This is a genomic window from Xanthomonas sp. NCPPB 4037, from assembly GCF_041475695.2.
Taxonomy (GTDB): domain Bacteria; phylum Pseudomonadota; class Gammaproteobacteria; order Xanthomonadales; family Xanthomonadaceae; genus Xanthomonas; species Xanthomonas campestris.
Genome location: NZ_CM191261.1, coordinates 2,605,775 through 2,624,689 on the forward strand (window position 1 = coordinate 2,605,775; position 18,915 = coordinate 2,624,689).

An 18,915-nucleotide genomic window follows, 5' to 3' on the forward strand; every position below is an offset into this window, starting at 1 on the left:
CGACCGTTACGGTTGAGCGCCAGCCAGCGCATCGCCGGCATGCGTGGGGGCAGGGGAGGTGGTGTCGCGCAAGGCGGGAAAGAACGCGTCCGGGCCTTTGCGGATGGCTTTGAGCATCAGCTTGATCTCGATGATCAGCAGCACCGTGTACAGCGCCACGAAGCCGCCCAGCGAGAGCAGGATCTGATGCAGGGCAAGACCGGAGGCGGCATAGAACGTGGGCAGCACGCCTTCCACCGCCCACGGCTGGCGGCCGTACTCGGCCACAAACCAGCCGCATTCGATGGCGATCCACGGTGCCGGCAACGACCACAGCGCCACCGTCAGGAACCAGCGCTTGTCTTCGAAAGTGTGCTTGCACGAGAACCAGAACGCGGCGGCGAAGAAGGCGATCAGATAGAAGCCCAGTGCCGCCATCACCCGGAACGTCCAGAACAGCGGCAACACGCGCGGCACGGTGTCCATTGCGGCCTGTGCAATCTGCTCTGGCGTGGCGTTGCCGATGTCATCGCGATAGCGCTTGAGCAGCAGCCCGTGTCCCAGATCCTGCCAATGCGCATCGAACACCTTGCGTGCTTCAACGTCGTGCTTGTCGGCACGCAGGCGTTGCAATGCACCGTAGGCGATCTGCCCGCCGCGGATGCGGTGTTCGGCACGCTTGACCAGATCCAGGATGCCGGGGATCTGCTGGTCCAGCGAGCGCGTGGCCACCAGCCCCATCAGGTAGGGCAGCTGGATCGCGTAATCGTTGCGGTGCGTGGTCTGGTTGGGAATGCCGAACGCGGTGAAGTTGGCCGGTGCGGCTTCGGTCTCCCACATCGCCTCGATTGCGGCCAGCTTCATCTTCTGGTGTTCGTTGGCGGCATAGCCGCTCTCATCGCCGAGCACCACCACCGACAGCGCGGAGAACAGGCCGAACGCCGCAGCCACCGCGAACGAGCGCCGGGCCAGCTCGCGGTGCGTGCCGCGCAGCAGGAACAACGCACTGATCGACATGACGAACATTGCGCCGGTGACATAGCCCGCGCTCACCGTGTGCACGAACTTGGCCTGCGCCACCGGGTTGAACAGCACCGCCATGAAGTCCACCACCTCCATGCGCATGGTGTCCGGGTTGAACACCGCGCCGGTGGGGTTCTGCATCCAGCCGTTGGCGATCAGGATCCACAGCGCCGACAGGTTGGTGCCCAGCGCCATCAGCCAGGTCACCGTGAGGTGCTGCACGCGCGAGAGCCGGCTCCAGCCGAAAAAGAACAGGCCGATGAAGGTCGCTTCCAGGAAGAACGCCATCAGCCCTTCGATCGCCAGCGGTGCGCCGAAGATGTCGCCGACATAGTGGCTGTAGTAGGACCAGTTCATGCCGAACTGGAACTCCATCACGATGCCGGTGCCGACACCCATGGCGAAATTGATGCCGAACAGCACGCCCCAGAACAGCGTCATGCGGCGCCAGACGTCCTTACCGGTCATGACATAGACGCTCTCCATGATCGCAATCATGAAAGAAAGCCCCAGGGTCAGCGGGACGAAGAGAAAGTGGTACATCGCGGTCAGTGCGAACTGCAGCCGCGACAGTTCAACGACTGTCGAGTCGATCATGGCAGGGTGGACCTGGTTGAGTGTCGGTAGGAACACAGCGGATGATCTGCCCCTGCCGCGCCCGGCGCGTTGATCCAAATCAAGGCGGCCACCGATGGGTGCGTCAGACTGTCCAACCCGCAGCCGTGGGATGGCGACTTACAATTGCGATCCGCCGCGATGTCTTCCGAGAGCGATGTGAGCCAGCCCAGCGTGCCAGCCAGCGAAACGCCCGCGCAGCGCCGCCAGCGCGGCCAATGGCTGGACGCGCTGGCCGCACCGGCCACGCGCGCGCGCCGTCTGGCGGGCGTGGCGGTGACGATTTCGGGCGTGTTGTTGCTGCTGCAGTCCGCCGCCATCGCCTGGCTGATCCAGTCCGTGCTGGTGCAGCACCGGCCACTGGCGGAGCTGGGCCATGTCGGCCTGGGCCTGCTGGGTGCGGCGATCGGTCGCGCGCTGTGCGGCGCATGGGCGCAATCGCTGGCCGGCGAGGTGGCCGATGTCGCCAAACACGCCTTGCGCCTGCGTATTGCACGGCGCCTGCTCGAACACGGCCCGGTGTGGTTGCGCCGCCAGCGCAGCGGTGAACTCGGTGAACTGAGCCTGGCGCATAGCGACGCGCTGGAAGGTTATTTCGTTGGTTACCAGCTGGCGCGCACCGAAATGCTGGTGGTGCCGGGGCTGATCCTGCTGGCGGTGTTCTCGGTGGATTGGGTGGTGGGCCTGGTGCTGTTGCTCACCGCGCCGCTGATTCCGTTTTTCATGATGCTGGTGGGGTGGGGCGCCGAAGCCGCCGGCCGCGAACAACTGGGCGAGCTGGCGCGCATGGGCGGGCACTTTGCCGACCGCCTCAAGGGCCTGGGCCTGCTGCGAGTGTACGGCCGTGGCGAGGCCGAATTGGGCGGTATTGCGGCAGCCGCCGACGGCGTGCGCGAGCGCTCGCTGAAAGTGCTGCGCATCGCGTTCCTGTCCTCCACCGTGCTGGAGTTCTTCGCCTCGGTGAGCGTGGCGATCGTGGCGCTGTATTTCGGGTTGAGCTACCTGGGCATGCTGGATCTGCACGGGCTGCCGAGCCTGGGCACGGGCATGTTCTGCCTGCTGCTGGCGCCGGAATTCTTTGCACCCCTGCGACGGCTGGCCGCGCACTACCACGACCGCGCCAACGCGCTGGCCGCGGTGTCCGAAGCCGAGCGCCTGCTGCACGGCTTTGCACCGCCTGCGGTGGCGGTGCAGGTGCCGGCAGTGCCGGCGCGGCCGCTGGAACCGGCACAGGCGCACGCACCGTTGCTGCAGGCGCGTGGGCTGGCAGTGCGCCCGCCTGGCTCGCCAGTGCAGGTGGTGCGCGATTTTTCCCTGGCCCTGGAGGCCGGTCAGCGTGTCGCACTGGTTGGCCCCAGCGGCAGCGGCAAGAGCACGCTGCTGGAAGGCCTGGCCGGCTGGCTGGAGTTGGAGGGCGGCAGCCTGGCGGTGCGGCCGGGCGTGCGCATCGGCTATGCACCGCAGCGGCCCTACCTGTTCCACGGCAGCATCGCCGACAACCTGCGCCTGGCCGATCCACAGGCCAACGACACCCGCCTGCGCGCGGTGGCCAACGCGGCGCAGGTGCTGCGGTTTGCCACGCAGCTGCCGGACGGGCTGGACACGGTGATCGGCGAGCGCGGCTTCGGGCTGTCCGGTGGCGAAGCCCGGCGCGTGGCGTTGGCACGGCTGCTGTTGCGGGAGCCCGATGTGCTGTTGCTGGACGAGCCCACGGCCTTTCTCGATCCCGACACCGAGGCGGACCTGCTGCGCAGCCTTGCGCTGTTCGCGCGTGGACGCGCCGTGGTGCTGGCCACGCACAGCGCCGCAGTGATGCAGTGGGCCGATACGGTGATCGATCTACGCGGCGCGCGCGTTGCGATGGAGCAGCCATGAAGCACCCGGCACCCGATCGCCTGCGCGATGTGTTTACCCGCCACCTGTGGCGGTTGCTGGTGTCGGCGGTGCTGGTGCTGGTCACCGCGCTGGCGGGCGTTGGTTTGCTCAGCCTGTCTGGCGGGTTTCTCACCGCCGCAGCCCTGGCCGGTGTTGCCGGGATGGGCTCGGGCTTCAATTTCTTCTCGCCCTCGGCCGGGATCCGGGCGTTGACGTTCGCGCGGATCGTGTCGCGCTATGGCGAGAAACTGATCGGCCACGATGCCACCTTGCGCATCGCGCGCGACGCGCGGGTGTGGTTCTTCCGTCGCGCGTTGCCGCTCGCACCCGGACGCCTGTCGGCCACGCGCACCGGTGACCTGCTGGCGCGGCTGATGTCCGATATCGGCGAGGTCGATGGCGTCAGCGTGCGCGCGTTGGCGCCGTTGTCTGCATTGCTGGGTGTGTGGTGCGCCGGCGTGGCCGCCTCCGCGGTGATCTACCCGTCGGCTGCACGGCTGCTGGTGGTGCTGGGGCTGCTGATCGGCGTGCTGGTGCCGTGGCAGGTGGCACGTGGCGGCGCCGCGCGCGAACAGCGCCGCACCCAGCAGCGCGCCGCCTTGCGCACGCAGGCCTTCGAGGGCTTGGAGGGTGCGGCGGACCTGGCCGCGGTGGAGGCACAAGGCACCTGGATCACCCGCATCGACACCGCCGCCACGGCGTTGGCGCAGGGCGACCGCAGCCAGCGGCGGCACCTGATCGGCGGCAATCTGCTGCATGCGCTCTGCGGCGGTATCGGCCTGGCGGGCATGCTGTGGCTGGCGCTGGATGCGGCCGAGCGCGACCTGATCGACGCCGCGATGGCAGCCGGCCTGGTGTTCCTGACCATGGCCTTGCTGGAGGTGTGGGCCGGCGCCGGCCTGGCGTTGCAGGCGCTGCAGAGTGCGCGCGTGGCCGGGCAGCGCCTGCAGGCGATCGTGGACCAGGCGCCTTCGGTGCAGGACCCGCCGCAGTCAGTCGCGGTGCCGCCCAGCGGTGTGCTGGAACTGCGCCAGGTGCGCTTTGCCTGGCCGGGGGCCGCGCGGCCGGTGCTGCAGGCGGTGGACCTGCGGCTGGGCCCGGGCGAGCGCATCGCCATCAGCGGCGATAGCGGCAGCGGCAAGAGCACGCTGTCGGCCCTGCTGCTGCGGCTGTGGGACCCGCAGGACGGGCAGGTGGACTACGCCGGCATCGCGCTGCGCGCGTTCGCGCAGGCGCAGTGGCACCAACGCATCGCCTGGCTGCCGCAGAACGCGCCGGTGTTTGCCGGCACCGTGCGCGAGAACCTGACCATCGGCGCTGCTGCTGCCAGCGATGCCGCGCTATGGGCCGTGCTCGATCAGGTGCGCCTGCGCGACTGGGCCACCGCCCAGAACGGCCTGGAGACCTGGGTGGGCGAAAACGGCGCCACGCTTTCGGCTGGCCAGGCCCGCCGGCTTGCACTGGCACGCGCGCTGTTGCGCGATGCGCAGATCCTGCTGCTGGACGAACCCACCGACGGCCTGGACGTGGATACCGCAGATGCGCTGTTGATTGACCTGGCCGCCGCACTCGGCCAGCGCAGCCTGGTGATGATCACCCACGACAGCGTGCCCGACGGCGTGGTGCAGCGGCGCTACCGAATGCGGGACGGAGTGCTGGAAGCGCTGCCCTGAGCGAGACGCACCTGTCCCGGTGTGTCTCGCAGTCACGGTGCCGTGCTCAGTCCAGCACCGCTCGGAGCGTGGCCATTAGCCCCGGCTGCAGCCAGGCCCACAGCAACAGGCCGACATTCAACCCGGCGGTGATCCAGAACGTCAGCTGGAACGCGGCCTTGCTGCATTTATGGCGAAACCATTCCTGCGCCAGCAACGCGCCAGGCCAGCCGCCCAGCACACCGATCAGGTGCAAGGTGGCCTCCGGCGTCCGCCATTGGTTGCGTTGCGCCGCAGACTTGTCGATGGCGTAGGCAAGCACAGCCACCCCACTGGCGGTCGCATACCAGAGCAGCACCAGCAACGGCAGCCGCTGCAGCACGACCGCGGCGACGATCGCGCCCAGGAACATCACCGCAATGAACTTGCGCGGCAAGCCGCTGCCGCGTTGCCGGGTCCTGGCCTGGGTGCTGCGGTCTGCCCAGCGCACCTGCGTGGCCTTCAGCCGCGCGTGTGCATCGCGCTGCACCGCGTAGGTGAGCACATCGCCATTGCAGGGCCGCCGCCGCTGCGGCCCAAATGCGCCGATATGCACGAAGGCACGTTCGCCACCGCCATGCGGCACGACGAACCCGAAGCCCTTGTGGTCATCCCAATCGCTCAGACGCCCCTGATAACGCATCGATCCCCCACCATGAGCGGCTTAGCAGTCTGCAAGAAACGCCCGCACTGCCGGGCCGAAGCGGGCGAAATCCACCAGGAAGGCGTCGTGGCCCTGCGGAGAATCCAGGCCCAGGAACTGTGCATCGGCACCGCCGACACGCAGGCCTTCCGCAATCTGCTCTTGCTGCTGCACCGGGAACAGGATGTCGGTATTGGCACCGATCGCCAGTGCGCGCGCGATGCGGATCTGCGCCAGCCCGGCCAGCACGCCGGATTCCGGCGCTGCGCCCTCGGGCACGTGCGGTGCGTATTCGGCCAGATCGAACCAGTCCATCGAGCGGCTTAGATAGAGATAGCAGTTGGGGTCGAAGAAGCGCACGAAGCGGCGTGCATGACCTTCGAGATAGCTTTCGACCTGGAATTCGAGCCCGAATGGATCGTCGGCGGTCTGTTCGGAATCCAGCCGCACGCGGCCGAAACGGCCATCCCATTCCAGCGCCGAGCGGTAAGTGATCACGCCCAGCTTGCGCGCCATGCGCATGCCCGATTCCGGGTACTGCACATCGTCGTAGTGGCCGCCGTTCCAGTGCGGATCCAGGCGAATGGCTTCGCGCTGCAGCGAGCGGATGGCGATCGAAAACGGCAACGCCTGCGCGCTGCCGGAGATGTTGATGTGGCTGCGCGCGATGCCCGGGTGGCGCAGCAGCAACGCCAACGCGGTCATGCCGCCCATCGAGTTGCCGATCAGGCAGGCCAGCTGCGCGATGCCCAGCGCACGCACCACATCGGCTGCGGCATCGGCGACATCTTCGATGGACAATTCTGGGAACGACAGCCGGTAGGGAGCGCCGGTGGCCGGGTCGATCGAAGCCGGGCCGGTGGAGCCCTTGCAACTGCCCAACGAGTTGACGCACACCACGAACCAGCGCTCGGTGTCGATCGGCTTGCCCGGGCCCACCATCGCCTCCCACCAACCGGGCTCGGGGTTGCCGGCATTGGCCGCGGCGTGGGCATTGGGCGACAGGCCGGTGACGATCAACACGGCATTGCCGTGGTCCGCGTCCAGCGTGCCCCAGGTTTCATAAGCCACCCTGGCCTGATGCAGCACGCCGCCGCGTTTCATCGGCAACGGCGAGGGCAGGGCGTGGAAGCGGGTACCGGTGGGAATGAATTCGGTCATCGCGTGATTCTATCCGGCATGGCGGGGGCCGGCGTGCGCACGGTTGGCACGCGCTGTCGCGGTGTGAGGGCGTGGGCAGTGCGCCGCGTTGGAGGTGCCGGTTTCCGGCGATGTGATCGCTTTAGAGCGGCTAACAAAACGTAGCGAGCAGTCGTCAGGTGGGTGCGGACGGCGCGGAGGAACCGGAGTGTACGGCGGTACATGAGGATTCCGAGCACCGGCCGCGCCCGCCTGGCGGCTGCGCAGTAGTTTTGATAGCTGCTCTTAATGCCGAGGTGTTTCCGCGCGCGCCCGGAGTGCTATGCGCTTACAAGCGCGCAGCACTCAGCGGCCGATGACCAGCTCCACCTGCGCATCGGTGGGCAACTGCACCGTCAACGACGTGCTTTCCACATCGTCGCTCTGGCGCATCGCATTGCCGCTGCGCGAGAGCCGGGCCACCAGTTGCACCTTGTCCAGTGACGACAGCGTGCGCGTGGGCATCGGGCTGTCGCCATCATCCAGGGTGACGGTCAATGGCAGCGCGCTGAGCGGGTGTTTTTCCACCGCCACCGGCATCGGAGTGTCGGCGGAGCGTGCAATCACGAACACGCTGGTGTCGTCGGGCAAGCCGGCGCGCTTGGCGAACTCGGCGTCCAGCACCACCCGCACGCGAATGGCCTTGCCTGTGCTGGCCGTGGCGGTTGCCGGTGCGGCGGCCTGGATCGGCGCCAGCTTGGCCTCGCGGCGCGCGGCATTGATCTGTTCCAGCAGCCCGGGGCGGGTCTTGGGGTCTACCACCTCCAGCAGCGGTAGCCAGGTAGCGCTGGCCGCGGCGGGCTGCCCGGCCTGGCGTTGCAGCACGCCCAGGAACCAGCGCGCACGCTCGTGTTCGGGCTGCACCGCAAGCGCATGCTCGAGCAGGCGTTGCGCCTCGTGATCCGGCTGCGGCGTGTCGTCGGCGAGCATGCGCGTCTGCGCGGCGGCCACCAATACATCCGGCTCGTCCGGGCGCAGCGCCACGGCACGTGCAAATGCATCGCGCGCTTCGGCGAACTTCTCCTGGCTGGACAGTGACCGCCCCAGCAGCACCCAGCCTTCGGCCTGGTCTGGGTTGCGCGCCAGGGCAGTGCGCAGTTGCACGATGGCCTCGTCCAATGTGCGTGGCGTGGCCGGGCGGTCGGCGGTCTGTTCGATCGCCGCCGGCGTGCCGACCAGCCAGTAAAGCGCGGCGCTGGCCGCCAGCAGCAACACCACCAGCGCGCCGGCCAAGCCGCGCGCCTCACGCCACAGCGGGCGTAGCACCAGGCCGAACGCCAATACCGCCAGCACCACGATGCACGCGACAAAGATCGCCATTACCACTCCTGCTCGTCGACGCTGGTGGTGGGCGCTGCCGCACTGCGCCGCCGCACCACCAGCGCCACCGCCGTGCCGCCGAGCAGCAGCACCAGCAACGGGCCGAACCACAGCAGCCAGGTGCGCGATTCGACCTGCGGCCGGTACAGCACGAACTCACCGTAACGGGCCACCAGAAACTGACGGATCTGCGCGTCGCTGCGGCCTTCGTGCATCAGCGCCAGCACTTCGCGGCGCAGGTCCTGTGCAATTTGCGCGTTGGAATCGGCCAGCGACTGGTTCTGGCATTGCACGCAACGCAGCTCGGCGGTGAGCGCATGAAAGCGCGCTTCCTCGGCGGCCGAGCGGTACTGCAGCGGCGAGGGGTCGCCCATTGGCTGGGCCAATGCCAGCCAGGGCCACAGCAACAACGCGAGTAGCCAGGCGCGTGTCATCGGGCGGTGTGCAGGTCCGGCGCGGCGCTGGGCGAGCGCTCGATCTTGCTCAGCGCCGGAATCAACTGCGTGTCGATGATGGACTGGGTCAGCATGCCGCTGTACTTCCAGCGCACCACGCCGCGGCCGTCGACCAGGAAGGTTTCCGGTGCGGCGGCAATGCCGAAGTCGATCGCGGTGCGGCCATCGGTGTCGGCGACCACCAGCAGATACGGGTTGCCCAGTTGTTCGAGCCAGCGCAAGGCATCGGCGCGCTCGTCCTTCCAGTTGTAGCCGATCACGCGCACGCGCTTGGTCAGTGCGAAACGGCTCAGCACCGGATGTTCTTCGCGGCAGGCCGGGCACCAGCTGCCCCACACGTTGATGATGTAAGGCGCACCGCGCAGTTCGCGCGCATGCACGATGATGCTGGGGTCGTGCAGCAACGGCAGCGCGAACTCCGGCGCCGGCTTGCCGATCAGTGCCGACGGCAGGGCGTCACGGTCGTCATTGCCCGAACGCACCACGGCGTAGACCAGCAACGCCGCCAGCGCGAGCAGCAGGATGCCCGCTCCCACAAGCACGGCGGTGGGCAGGCGGGAGGTGTGGGGGTCAGACATTTAGGGACTCCGGAGAACGACGGAAACGCCGGTCGGCCGCGGTGACCAGCCCGCCGAGCGCCATCAGCAGCGCTCCCAGCCAGATCCAGCGGACAAACGGTTTGAGATGCACGCGCACCGCCCAGGCCTGATTGCCCAGCGGTTCGCCCAGGGCGACGTAGAGATCGCCAAACGGGCCCGGGCGGATCGCCGCCTCGGTCAGGGTTTGGCCGCCACTGGCGTAGCGGCGTTTTTCGGCATGCAGCGTGCCCACTGCGGCGTCGTCCTTGAACACCTGCAAGGTGGCGCGGTCGGAGACGTAGTTCGGCCCGCGGACTTCTTCCAGCCCGTCGAAGTGCAGCGCGTAGCTGCCGATCTCCATCTGCTGGCCGGGTGCCAGCGCGACTTCACGCTGCAGGCTGAGCGATTCCACCAGCAAGGCGCCGGCCAGGAACACCGCCACGCCCGTATGCGCCAGCGCCATGCCGAGCATCTCGGCGGTGAACTTGCGCCCCTTGGCAGCGCGGCGCGTCCACAGAAAACGCAGCGTGCCCAGCACCACCCAGGCCGCCCCCGCTACGCCGAGTGCCGCTTTCAGCTGGCCCTGCGGTGCGGCGAACCAGGCCAGCACCCCGAGCACGGCGGCCAGCGCGGCCCAGGGTGCGAGCATCGCCAGCGGACGCGAGGGTTGTTCGCGCTGCCAGCGGGTCAGCGGCCCGAACGGCAGCAGCGCCACCAGCGGCGCCATCAGCACCAGGAATAACGTGCCGAAGTAGGGCGGGCCAACCGACAGTTTGCCCAGGCCCAGCGCATCGGCCAGCAGCGGGTACAGCGTGCCCAGCAGCACCATCGCGCAAGCGCAGGCAAGCAGCAGGTTGTTCAACAGCAACAGCGTTTCGCGCGAGCTGCCGGCAAAGGCCCGGCGCGGGTCATCGCCCTGCGACAACCGCGGCGCGCGCAGCACGTACAGCAGCAGCGAGCCGCCAACTACACTCAGCAGGAACACCAGGATGAACACGCCGCGCGAGGGATCGGCCGCAAACGAATGCACGCTGGTCAGCACACCCGAACGCACCAGGAAGGTCCCCAGCAGCGACAGCGCAAAGGCGGCGATCGCCAGCAGCAGCGTCCAGCTGGCGAAGCTGCCGCGTTTTTCGGTGACCGCCTGCGAGTGCAGCAGCGCAGTGCCGACCAGCCAAGGCATGAAGCTGGCGTTTTCCACGGGGTCCCAGAACCACCAGCCACCCCAGCCCAGTTCGTAATACGCCCACCAGCTGCCCAGCGCGATGCCCACGGTAAGCATCGACCAGGCGATGTTGGTCCATGGCCGCGTCCAGCGCAGCCAGCGTGCGTCCATGCGGCCTTCCAGCAGCGCGGCAATGGCGAACGCGAACGGCACCGCAAAGCCCACATACCCGCAATAAAGCATCGGCGGATGGATGATCAGGCCCGGGTCCTGCAGCAGCGGATTGAGATCGGCGCCTTCCAGCGGCACCGGCATCAACCGCGCGAACGGATTGGAGGTGAACAACAGGAACGCCAGGAAGCCGATGCTCACCAGCGCCATCACGCCCAGCACGCGTGCGATCACCTGGGCGGGCAACTGCCGCGACCAGATCGCCACCGCACCCGTCCACAGCGCCAGCACCAGCGTCCACAGCAGCAACGAGCCTTCGTGCGCGCCCCAGACCGCCGAATAGCGGTAGATCAACGGCAGCAACGAGTTGGAGTTCTCGGCCACGTAGCGCACCGAAAAATCCTGCACCAGGAAGGCGTGCGTCAACACCGCGAACGCCGCAGCGATCAGCGCCAGTTGCACCAATGCGGCGGGGCGGGCAACCGCCATCCAGGCATTGCGCCCGCGCTGCGCACCGGCCAGCGGCACGACGGCCTGCACCAGCGCCACCAGCAGCGCCAGCACCAGTAGAAAGGTACCGAGTTCAGGCAGCATCGGCCTGCCTGTTTCCGGGGCCACGTGTGATGGCCGGCGACACCGCGCCGCTATCGCGCCTGTGCGGTGGCGTCTGGCTGTATGCCACGGTCGTGTTGATAACAGCGTCGCATTCGGCCGGGGAGGTCACCGTCACTGGGTCACCTTGGCCGGCGCGACCTGGTGCTTGCGATGCGCACTGCCCATCTTGTCGGCGACTTCCTTGGGCATGTAGGTCTCATCATGCTTGGCCAGCACGTCCTCGGCCACGAACACACCTTGCTGCATGCGGCCGGTGGCCACCACCGCCTGGCCCTCGCGGAACAGGTCGGGAAGGATGCGGTCATAGCGCACCGGCAATTGCGCGTCGCCGTCGGTGACGCGGAAGTGCGCTTCCAGCGAGCCGGCTTCGCGCCGGAACGAGCCTTTTTCCACCATGCCACCCAAACGGAAACGCGCATGCTCCCCGGCTTCACCGCGCAACACCTCGGCCGGCGTGTACAGATACGCCACATTGCGCTGCAGAGCCATGGCCACCAGCGTGGTCGCCAGGCCACCGGCCAGCACCAGCGCCAGCACCAGCCACAGACGGCGGCGACGTTGCGGGTTCATCGGGTCAGCTCCACATCGGTGGGCAGTGTGCGTTTGCGCTCGCGCAGGCGCCGTGCGCGGGCCACCTTCAAGGCTTTGCGCACCTGCCAGCGGCCGGCGATCAAATCCCACAGCAGCACCAGCGCGAACACCGCGTAGGCCGCAATCACATAGGGCAGATAATTCATGCCGTGCCCTCCGCATCGCGCACGATCCACGCCTTGCCGGCTTCGCGGCGCAGGTTGTCGGCACGCGCCCGCGTGAGCAGCGAGCCGGCAAACCAGAACTTGGTGCCGATCACCATCAGCCACAGCGGCAGCAGCATGCTGGCATCGATACTGGACGGGCCCAGCAGACGGATGCTCTGGCCCTGGTGCAGCGAATTCCACCACACCACCGAATAGCGGATCACCGGCAGCAACGCGACGCCGACGATCGCCAGCAGGCTCGCCGCCCGCGCGGCCTGACGGCGGTCGTCGATGGCGTGATACAGCCCGATCACGCCCAGGTACAGAAACAGCAGGATCAATTCGGTGGTCAGGCGCGGGTCCCAGTCCCACCAGGCGCCCCACATCGGCTTGCCCCAGATGCTGCCGGTGAGCAGGGTGATCACGGTAAAGGCGGCGCCGATCGGCGCGCAGGCCATGGCCAGGATCTCGCACACCTTGATGCGCCAGATCAGCGCGATGGCCGCATACAGCGCCATCAGCCCGAACACGAACAGGCTCATCCATGCGCTGGGCACGTGGATATACAGGATGCGGAAGCTGTCGCCCTGCTGGTAGTCGGCCGGCACCGCGAACAATGCCTGCCAGATGCCGATGCCCAGCAATACCGCCGCCAGCGCATAGCACCACGGCGCCCAGCGCGCGGTAAAACGGTCGAAGATCGGCGGGGAAGCAACGTGGTGGAACCAGCGGGCGACGACGTTCATGCGATGGCGATGGCTCTCGGTATGACAATTGCTTGCGGAGCGGAGTGTCGCATCAACGCCGCATCGACTGCATTGGTCAGCTCAGTGAAATACGGATCGCGGCCGCCGCAGCCAGCGGTGCCAAAACCACGCCGATCACCAGGCCGGCCCCCAACAACAACAACGCACCCACCGCATCCTGGCCCTGTCCACTGGCCGCCACACTGCCGGCACCGAACACCAGCACCGGCACATACAGCGGCAACGCCAGCAGCGCCACGAGAATACCAGAGCGTTTCATGGTGACTGTCAGCGCTGCAACCACGGCGCCGAGCAGGCTCAGAAGCGGTGTTCCCAATGCCAACGATGCCAGCAGCACGGGCAGTTGGTCATGTGGCAGGTGCAGCAATTCGCCCAGCAACGGGGTCACCGCGATCAGCGGCAGTGCGCTGGTGGCCCAGTGCAGCAGCACGCGCACCGCGATCAACCAGGCCAGCGGCACCGGCGCGAGCAGCCATTGCTCCATTGAGCCGTCTTCGACATCGCTGCGGAACAGCGCATCCAGCGACAACAGCCCGGCCAGCAGCACCGACAGCCACAGCACCGCCGGCGCGGCCTGTGCCAGCAGGTCCGGGCGCCCGCCCAGGCCCAGCGCGAACAGCACCACGATCAGCAGCGCAAACAGCGCCGGTTGCAGCGCATCGCTGCGGCGGCGCCACAGCAGTTGCAGGTCGCGGCGCACCAGCGCCCGCCCGGCCTGCCACAGCGAGGGTTGCGGCGAATGCGCGCTCATGCGGCGGCCTCCAGGGTCAGCATGCGCGTGCGCACCGGCGGCGCGGCATAGGCGCCGTGCGTGGTGACCAGGGCCGCGCCACCGCCACGCAGATGCGCGGAGATCATCCGGTTGACCAGGGTGATGCCCTCCAGATCCAGGTTGGCATAGGGTTCGTCCAGCAACCACAGCGGCGCCGGCGAGAGCCACAGCCGGGCCAGTGCCAGCCGCTTGCGCTGGCCGGCCGAGAGCTGCCGCACCAGCGCATCCTCGTAGCCGGCCAGGCCCACGATGGCCAGTGCACTGCCAGGCATCTGTTTGGCCCGCCGGCCGTGCAGGCCGCACAGGAAATGCAGGTTTTCCAGCGTGCTGAGGTCGGCCTTGAGGCCGGGCAGATGCCCGAGGTAGGCCATGAAGCGGCTGCGGTCGCCACGGCGAGCGGTCTTGCCGTCGATCAGGATTTCGCCGCGCTCCACGTGCAGCAGCCCGGCCAGCACGCGCAGCAGCGTGGTCTTGCCGGCGCCGTTGTCGCCTTGCACCAGCAAGGCCTCGCCGGCATCGACATGGAAGTCCAGCGGGCCGAACACCGGCTCCTCGTTGCGGCTGAAGGCCAGCGCGCGCGCAGCCAGCAACGGCGGCGCAGTGTGGAGCGGATCGATCATCGGCGCAGCGGGCTCCCGTCGCAGGACGGCATGGGAAGGGCGGGACAGGGCGCGCATTGTAGCGGCGATGCGCACGGCCCGGGGCCGCGCATGCGGTGTGATGTGTCCGGGAACGCTGTTTTGCGCATCGCCCGGCGCACTGGCTGGGCGGGTTTGCGTACACTCGCGGTCCCCTGATTTGTCGACCGGAACCGCGCGATGCCCGTCACGACCAAGCTGCCCAAGGTGGGCACCACCATCTTCACCGTCATGTCGCAGCTGGCGGCCGAGCACAGCGCGGTGAACCTCGGCCAGGGCTTCCCGGATTTCGCGGTGCCGCAGCGGCTGGTCGACGCACTCGGCCAGGCCATGGCCGCCGGACACAACCAGTACCCGCCGATGACCGGTGTGGCCGCGTTGCGCCAGGCCATCGCCGGCAAGGCGCAGCGCTGCTATGGCGCGCAGGTGGATGCCGATACCGAAATCACCGTCACCAGCGGCGCCACCGAGGCCATCTTCAACGCCATCCACGCGGTGGTGCGCGCGGGCGAAGAAGTGATCGTGCTGGACCCGGCCTACGACTGCTACGAGCCGGCGATCGATCTGGCCGGCGCACGCGCCGTGCACGTGGCGTTGGACCCGCAGACCTTTGCGGTGGATTGGGACGCGCTGCGCGCGGCGATCACGCCGAAGACGCGCTTGCTGATGATCAACTCGCCGCACAATCCCTCCGGCGCGATGCTCTCGGCCGCCGACATGCAGACCCTCACCGAGCTGCTGCATGGCACCGATATCTTCCTGCTGTCTGACGAGGTCTACGAGCACATCGTGTTCGACGGCCGCCGGCACGAGTCGGTGCTGCGCTGGCCGGAACTGCGCGTGCGCGCATTCGTGATTTCCAGCTTCGGCAAGACCTACCATTGCACCGGCTGGAAGATCGGTTACGCCATCGCGCCGCCCGCGCTGAGTGCTGAATTCCGCAAGGTGCACCAGTACAACACCTTCACCAGCTTCGGCCCGGCGCAGCACGCGTTTGCCGCGATGCTGCGCGACGAACCCGAGCACGACGAGCAACTGGGCGCGTTCTATCAGGCCAAGCGCGACCGCTTCCGCGAGCAGCTGCTGACCACACGCCTGGTCCCGCTGCCGGTGCCGGGTGGTTATTTCCAGCTGGTGGACTATTCGGCCATCAGCGACCTGCCCGACACCGAGTTCGTGAAGTGGCTGACGGTGGAGAAGGGCGTGGCGGCGATTCCGCTGTCGCCGTTCTACGAAACCGCACCGTCCGGCCAACGCCTGGCGCGGCTGTGTTTCGCCAAGAACGATGCCACGTTGGATGCGGCGATTGCGAGGTTACAGCAGCTTTGAGGCCATCTGCCGAAAATGTGGATGAGCGAAAACTGCATTTAGTCCAGGTGAAGGATCACGGCGATGTCGATTACGGGAATGTATTTTGGCATCACATTCGGCTTGACCTTGGCTAGCGGAATGGTCAATGGCGCACTCTTTTATGGCCATGTGTTGACCGGACTAGCTGACCGTGGCCAGGGGGCGGATCTTGATTTCGCCGTGCTGCCATCCCGGAGAGAGAGATACGTGGAACGTTATCTCGCCCTGCTCACCGCCCAGGAAAGGCGCACCACCGCCAACCGTCTGGTTCGCCACCTGCGCTGGGTAACTCCTACATTAGGGTTGTTGTGTCTGTTTGGCACACTTTGCATTGGAGCACGTTGGCGATGACGCTTACCCCGCAAGATCTAAAAATTTCTCTGGTCCAGGGAAGCACCCGCTGGCACGATCCAGCCGGCAATCGCGACTATTACGGCGCGTTGCTGGAGCCGTTGGCCGGGCAGAGCGATCTGGTGATCCTGCCGGAAACCTTCACCAGCGGGTTTTCCAACGAGGCCATCGACAAGGCCGAAGACATGGACGGGCCCACCGTGGCGTGGATCCGCACGCAGGCCGCGCGGTTGGGTGCGGCGATCACCGGCAGCGTGCAGCTGCGCACCGAGCACGGTGTGTTCAACCGGCTGCTGTGGGCCACGCCGGATGGGGCGCTGCAGTACTACGACAAACGCCACCTGTTCCGCTTCGGCAACGAGCATCTGCGCTATGCAGCCGGGCGCGAGCGCCTCTGCGTCGAGTGGAAGGGGTGGCGGATCAATCTGCAGGTCTGCTACGACCTGCGCTTTCCGGTGTTTTGCCGTAACCGCTTCGATGTGGAGCGCCCGGGCCAACTGGATTTCGATCTGCAGCTGTTCGTCGCCAACTGGCCTTCGGCGCGTGCCTACGCCTGGAAGACACTGCTGCGTGCGCGGGCGATCGAGAACCTGTGCTTCGTGGCGGCGGTCAATCGCGTCGGGGTGGACGGCAACCAGTTGCACTACGCCGGCGACAGCGCGGTGATCGATTTCCTCGGCCAGCCGCAAGTGGAAATCCGCGAACAGGAACAGGTGGTGACCACCACGATCAGCGCAGCCGCGCTGGCCGAGCACCGCGCGCGCTTCCCGGCGATGCTGGATGCGGACAGTTTTGTGCTGGGCGAGTAGGTGTGGGGGGGGATTGGGGAGTCGGGATTGGGGATTTGCGAGGGCGAGAGTGCTGACGCCTGATTTATCTGCGGGCTGCTTCGGCCTGGTAGCAGCTGAAAGCGGCTTGTCGAGGAATACCTGCGTTTCCATTCAGGCGTAGGCCGCTTCGGCGCGCGACGGCTAGCGCCTGACATTGCATTGCGCTTGCCTGGGCTGCCAGCCGCTAATCACTCGGAGTGGTGGGCGACTCTCCCTGTTCGCTCCGCGCTTCGCAGCTACTGCGCGTGCTTGCCGGCCGCGGCGTGCGGCAGTGGTGTGAGCCGGATTTCATAGAGCGTCGGCCAGCGTTTGCCGGTGACGAACAAGCGGTCGTGCTCGGCGTCGAATGCGATGCCGTTGAGCACATCGTTGGTGGAGTCGGTGAGCGCATCGGCGTCCGGCACCAGCGCTTGCAGGTCGATCCAGGCCACTACCTTGCCGCTGGCCGGATCGATGCGCGCAATGCGCGAGGTCAGCCAGACATTGGCGAGCAGCTCGCCGTTGACCCATTCCAGCTCGTTGAGATTGTCCAGCGGCCGGCCGCCAGCGGTGACCTTGATGCTGCCGACCTGCTGCAATGTGTCCGGATCGAGTTTGCGGATCACGGCGGTGCCGTCGCTCATGTACAGGTGGCTGTCATCGCTGGTCAGCGCCCAGCCTTCGCCCGGATAGCGGAAACGCGCGCGTGGCGTCAGCGTCGCCAGGTCGTAGACGAAGCCTTCGTGGTTACGCCAGGTCAGCTGGATCAAGCGGTCGCGCCAGGCCACGATGCCTTCGCCGAAATACGGTGGCGGCACCTCGGCGCGTTGCAGGATGCGCCCTGTTTCCAGGTCCACCTTGCGCACGCTCGAGCGCCCGGTCTCGCCAGTGCTTTCGTATAGATGGCCGCGCAGATAAAACAGGCCTTCGGTAAAGGCGCTGGTGTCGTGCGGATAGCGCTTGACCACGCGATAGCCCTGCGTCGGGACCGAGTCGCGGGCGATTGCCATGGCCGGCAGGAGTGCGAGGATGAGTAGCAGGGCAGGGACGAGACGTGGCATGGAGTGATCATCCCATGCCGGCCAAGACCGAAGCCAACCGCACCGCGATCTGCTCAATCAACGCTGGATGCAAGGACACCTGCGCGCTGGGATGCGGCATGCAGCGCCAGTGATCCCATCGGTTCCAGTGCGCGGCGACTAACCTTCCCTCGATCCGGCTGCTCACGGCTGCATCAAGCGCACCTATGCATCGAAGATGCAGGACCATTGATTCCGATTGGGCATTCGACAACGCAACGGCCCCCAGCGGCGGCTCGGCCTTGCGCCTTCGCGCCGCCAGCGCTTCGCTCCGGCGGTGGCGCCCATCGGCACGGGATGCCACGCGGTGAACTGCGCCGCCTGCGCCTTGCACGCGCCCCAACGATTCGCTGAACCGGTGCTTGCACGGCGCGGGGACCTTGTCGCGGCCGCCACACCGGCGCTGCTAGGCTCGCGCCACGTCCATCACCGGAAGCTGCACATGATCAAGTCGTTCTCTCTGTTCGCGCTGCTGGGCGTCGCCACGCTCGCGCCGCAGGCCCAGGCAGCAGGCAACATCGACTGCAAACTGTCGTTCAATCTCGAAGGCTGGTCGGTGTTCTACAAGACTGCCAGCGGCACCGGCACCATCACCTGCGACAACGGTGCGGTGATTCCGGTGAAGATCTCCAGCAAGGGCGGTGGCCTGACAGTCGGCAAGTCCAAGATTACCGGCGGCCGCGGCACCTTCTCCGGTGCATACAGCCTCAATGATCTGCTGGGCACCTATGCGGCCGCCGAGGCGCATGCCGGCGTGGTCAAGTCCAGTACCGCACAGGTCGTCACCAAGGGCGACATCTCGCTGGCCCTGGCCGGGACGGGCGAGGGCGTAGATCTGGGCGTCAATGTAGGCAACTTCGTGATCGAGCGTCGCAAGTAAGACGCAGCAGATCGCGCTGAAGACGGCACTGCACACAACAAGCGCATCTGTACGCGAGAGGCTTTGTTACCTGGAGATAGGTAACAAAGCCTCTAGAGGTCTGTAGCGATGGCGGCAGTGCGTTGGCCGCACTGACTTTGATTGACGAGTGGAATGATGTCGGGATGGCAGCGACATTGCGCGGATCGAGTGAGCTTGATCAGACCGGCAACTAGTCGGACGG

19 protein-coding genes and 1 other RNA gene are annotated in these 18,915 nt (G+C 67.1%); 6 read left to right on the forward strand and 14 right to left on the reverse strand.

All coding sequences use genetic code 11. The annotated features are described in order from the left end of the window. Positions 1 to 6: 6 nt before the first annotated feature. Positions 7 to 1,599: a cytochrome ubiquinol oxidase subunit I gene (locus ACCQ01_RS11665; protein WP_228432688.1), complete on the reverse strand. Its 1,593-nt coding sequence runs from the start codon at positions 1,597 to 1,599 to the stop codon at positions 7 to 9. Positions 1,600 to 1,758: 159 nt separating this feature from the next. On the opposite strand from ACCQ01_RS11665, the gene cydD reads away from it, so the two are divergent. Both cydD and cydC read left to right on the forward strand, forming a co-directional pair. Continuing rightward, positions 1,759 to 3,492: a thiol reductant ABC exporter subunit CydD gene (gene cydD, locus ACCQ01_RS11670; RefSeq protein ID WP_228432689.1), complete on the forward strand. Its 1,734-nt coding sequence runs from the start codon at positions 1,759 to 1,761 to the stop codon at positions 3,490 to 3,492. After that, positions 3,489 to 5,165, forward strand: a complete 1,677-nt coding sequence (gene cydC, locus ACCQ01_RS11675; protein WP_228432690.1) for a thiol reductant ABC exporter subunit CydC — start codon at positions 3,489 to 3,491, stop codon at positions 5,163 to 5,165. Before cydD ends, cydC begins: the two co-directional genes overlap by 4 nt. 46 nt (positions 5,166 to 5,211) lie before the next feature. Here the strand turns inward: cydC and ACCQ01_RS11680 are convergent, their stop codons facing one another. The 12 genes from ACCQ01_RS11680 to ccmA form a co-directional block, all read right to left on the reverse strand. Further along, positions 5,212 to 5,826, reverse strand: coding sequence for a DUF1294 domain-containing protein (locus tag ACCQ01_RS11680; RefSeq protein WP_221291062.1), 615 nt, complete (start codon positions 5,824 to 5,826; stop codon positions 5,212 to 5,214). Positions 5,827 to 5,847: 21 nt separating this feature from the next. Then, entirely contained in the window at positions 5,848 to 6,987 is a 1,140-nt protein-coding gene (gene metX / locus ACCQ01_RS11685) for a homoserine O-acetyltransferase MetX (RefSeq protein WP_228432691.1), read from the reverse strand. 128 nt (positions 6,988 to 7,115) lie between these two features. Continuing rightward, positions 7,116 to 7,190, reverse strand: a non-coding RNA gene (locus ACCQ01_RS11690) — sX9 sRNA. A 121-nt stretch (positions 7,191 to 7,311) separates the two neighbouring features. After that, positions 7,312 to 8,325, reverse strand: coding sequence for a tetratricopeptide repeat protein (locus ACCQ01_RS11695; RefSeq protein WP_228432692.1), 1,014 nt, complete (start codon positions 8,323 to 8,325; stop codon positions 7,312 to 7,314). Then, the gene (locus ACCQ01_RS11700) at positions 8,325 to 8,759 is read right to left on the reverse strand and encodes a cytochrome c-type biogenesis protein (RefSeq protein ID WP_040941232.1); all 435 of its coding nucleotides are present in this window, start codon (positions 8,757 to 8,759) and stop codon (positions 8,325 to 8,327) included. The genes ACCQ01_RS11695 and ACCQ01_RS11700 overlap by 1 nt, the downstream gene beginning before the upstream one ends. Next, the gene (locus ACCQ01_RS11705) at positions 8,756 to 9,358 is read right to left on the reverse strand and encodes a DsbE family thiol:disulfide interchange protein (RefSeq protein ID WP_228432693.1); all 603 of its coding nucleotides are present in this window, start codon (positions 9,356 to 9,358) and stop codon (positions 8,756 to 8,758) included. The genes ACCQ01_RS11700 and ACCQ01_RS11705 overlap by 4 nt, the downstream gene beginning before the upstream one ends. Continuing rightward, positions 9,351 to 11,288 carry a heme lyase CcmF/NrfE family subunit gene (locus tag ACCQ01_RS11710; RefSeq protein WP_228432694.1) on the reverse strand — a complete coding sequence of 646 codons (1,938 nt, stop codon included), beginning with the start codon at positions 11,286 to 11,288 and terminating at the stop codon, positions 9,351 to 9,353. Before ACCQ01_RS11710 ends, ACCQ01_RS11705 begins: the two co-directional genes overlap by 8 nt. A 132-nt stretch (positions 11,289 to 11,420) precedes the next feature. Continuing rightward, positions 11,421 to 11,879, reverse strand: coding sequence for a cytochrome c maturation protein CcmE (gene ccmE / locus ACCQ01_RS11715; RefSeq protein ID WP_011037368.1), 459 nt, complete (start codon positions 11,877 to 11,879; stop codon positions 11,421 to 11,423). Then, complete coding sequence (locus ACCQ01_RS11720) at positions 11,876 to 12,046, reverse strand: heme exporter protein CcmD (protein ID WP_012438189.1); 171 nt, start codon at positions 12,044 to 12,046, stop codon at positions 11,876 to 11,878. Before ACCQ01_RS11720 ends, ccmE begins: the two co-directional genes overlap by 4 nt. Continuing rightward, entirely contained in the window at positions 12,043 to 12,792 is a 750-nt protein-coding gene (locus ACCQ01_RS11725; protein WP_011037366.1) for a heme ABC transporter permease, read from the reverse strand. The genes ACCQ01_RS11720 and ACCQ01_RS11725 overlap by 4 nt, the downstream gene beginning before the upstream one ends. Positions 12,793 to 12,868: 76 nt before the next feature. Beyond that, positions 12,869 to 13,564, reverse strand: a complete 696-nt coding sequence (gene ccmB / locus ACCQ01_RS11730; RefSeq protein WP_011037365.1) for a heme exporter protein CcmB — start codon at positions 13,562 to 13,564, stop codon at positions 12,869 to 12,871. Beyond that, positions 13,561 to 14,205 (reverse strand): heme ABC exporter ATP-binding protein CcmA, encoded by a 645-nt coding sequence (ccmA, locus tag ACCQ01_RS11735; RefSeq protein WP_011037364.1) that lies wholly within the window; start codon positions 14,203 to 14,205, stop codon positions 13,561 to 13,563. Before ccmA ends, ccmB begins: the two co-directional genes overlap by 4 nt. Before the next feature lie 198 nt (positions 14,206 to 14,403). Between ccmA and ACCQ01_RS11740 the strand changes: the two genes are divergently transcribed. The 3 genes from ACCQ01_RS11740 to ACCQ01_RS11750 all read left to right on the forward strand — a co-directional run bounded on the left by ACCQ01_RS11740 (position 14,404) and on the right by ACCQ01_RS11750 (position 16,733). Beyond that, positions 14,404 to 15,552 (forward strand): pyridoxal phosphate-dependent aminotransferase, encoded by a 1,149-nt coding sequence (locus ACCQ01_RS11740; protein ID WP_115004940.1) that lies wholly within the window; start codon positions 14,404 to 14,406, stop codon positions 15,550 to 15,552. Between the two features lie 63 nt (positions 15,553 to 15,615). Then, on the forward strand, positions 15,616 to 15,924 hold the full coding sequence (locus tag ACCQ01_RS11745) for a hypothetical protein (protein ID WP_076055080.1): 309 nt from the start codon (positions 15,616 to 15,618) through the stop codon (positions 15,922 to 15,924). Next, complete coding sequence (locus tag ACCQ01_RS11750) at positions 15,921 to 16,733, forward strand: amidohydrolase (protein WP_228432695.1); 813 nt, start codon at positions 15,921 to 15,923, stop codon at positions 16,731 to 16,733. The genes ACCQ01_RS11745 and ACCQ01_RS11750 overlap by 4 nt, the downstream gene beginning before the upstream one ends. 257 nt (positions 16,734 to 16,990) lie before the next feature. Here the strand turns inward: ACCQ01_RS11750 and ACCQ01_RS11755 are convergent, their stop codons facing one another. Then, positions 16,991 to 17,794: a glutaminyl-peptide cyclotransferase gene (locus tag ACCQ01_RS11755; protein ID WP_115004936.1), complete on the reverse strand. Its 804-nt coding sequence runs from the start codon at positions 17,792 to 17,794 to the stop codon at positions 16,991 to 16,993. 460 nt (positions 17,795 to 18,254) lie between these two features. Here ACCQ01_RS11755 and ACCQ01_RS11760 point away from each other — a divergent pair, with 460 nt between their 5' ends. Then, on the forward strand, positions 18,255 to 18,692 hold the full coding sequence (locus ACCQ01_RS11760) for a hypothetical protein (protein WP_011037360.1): 438 nt from the start codon (positions 18,255 to 18,257) through the stop codon (positions 18,690 to 18,692). Positions 18,693 to 18,915: the final 223 nt, after the last annotated feature.

Bases quoted from the DNA above. Each gene is read 5' to 3' on its own strand.
- ACCQ01_RS11720 (WP_012438189.1), bottom strand. From the start codon at position 12,046: ATGAATTATCTGCCCTATGTGATTGCGGCCTACGCGGTGTTCGCGCTG.
- ACCQ01_RS11700 (WP_040941232.1), bottom strand. From the start codon at position 8,759: ATGACACGCGCCTGGCTACTCGCGTTGTTGCTGTGGCCCTGGCTGGCA.
- ACCQ01_RS11710 (WP_228432694.1), bottom strand. From the start codon at position 11,288: ATGCTGCCTGAACTCGGTACCTTTCTACTGGTGCTGGCGCTGCTGGTG.
- ccmB (WP_011037365.1), bottom strand. From the start codon at position 13,564: ATGAGCGCGCATTCGCCGCAACCCTCGCTGTGGCAGGCCGGGCGGGCG.
- ccmE (WP_011037368.1), bottom strand. From the start codon at position 11,879: ATGAACCCGCAACGTCGCCGCCGTCTGTGGCTGGTGCTGGCGCTGGTG.
- ACCQ01_RS11755 (WP_115004936.1), bottom strand. From the start codon at position 17,794: ATGCCACGTCTCGTCCCTGCCCTGCTACTCATCCTCGCACTCCTGCCG.
- metX (WP_228432691.1), bottom strand. From the start codon at position 6,987: ATGACCGAATTCATTCCCACCGGTACCCGCTTCCACGCCCTGCCCTCG.
- ACCQ01_RS11740 (WP_115004940.1), top strand. From the start codon at position 14,404: ATGCCCGTCACGACCAAGCTGCCCAAGGTGGGCACCACCATCTTCACC.
- ACCQ01_RS11680 (WP_221291062.1), bottom strand. From the start codon at position 5,826: ATGCGTTATCAGGGGCGTCTGAGCGATTGGGATGACCACAAGGGCTTC.
- ccmA (WP_011037364.1), bottom strand. From the start codon at position 14,205: ATGATCGATCCGCTCCACACTGCGCCGCCGTTGCTGGCTGCGCGCGCG.
- ACCQ01_RS11745 (WP_076055080.1), top strand. From the start codon at position 15,616: ATGTCGATTACGGGAATGTATTTTGGCATCACATTCGGCTTGACCTTG.
- cydC (WP_228432690.1), top strand. From the start codon at position 3,489: ATGAAGCACCCGGCACCCGATCGCCTGCGCGATGTGTTTACCCGCCAC.
- ACCQ01_RS11725 (WP_011037366.1), bottom strand. From the start codon at position 12,792: ATGAACGTCGTCGCCCGCTGGTTCCACCACGTTGCTTCCCCGCCGATC.
- ACCQ01_RS11695 (WP_228432692.1), bottom strand. From the start codon at position 8,325: ATGGCGATCTTTGTCGCGTGCATCGTGGTGCTGGCGGTATTGGCGTTC.
- ACCQ01_RS11665 (WP_228432688.1), bottom strand. From the start codon at position 1,599: ATGATCGACTCGACAGTCGTTGAACTGTCGCGGCTGCAGTTCGCACTG.
- ACCQ01_RS11705 (WP_228432693.1), bottom strand. From the start codon at position 9,358: ATGTCTGACCCCCACACCTCCCGCCTGCCCACCGCCGTGCTTGTGGGA.
- cydD (WP_228432689.1), top strand. From the start codon at position 1,759: ATGTCTTCCGAGAGCGATGTGAGCCAGCCCAGCGTGCCAGCCAGCGAA.
- ACCQ01_RS11750 (WP_228432695.1), top strand. From the start codon at position 15,921: ATGACGCTTACCCCGCAAGATCTAAAAATTTCTCTGGTCCAGGGAAGC.
- ACCQ01_RS11760 (WP_011037360.1), top strand. From the start codon at position 18,255: ATGATCAAGTCGTTCTCTCTGTTCGCGCTGCTGGGCGTCGCCACGCTC.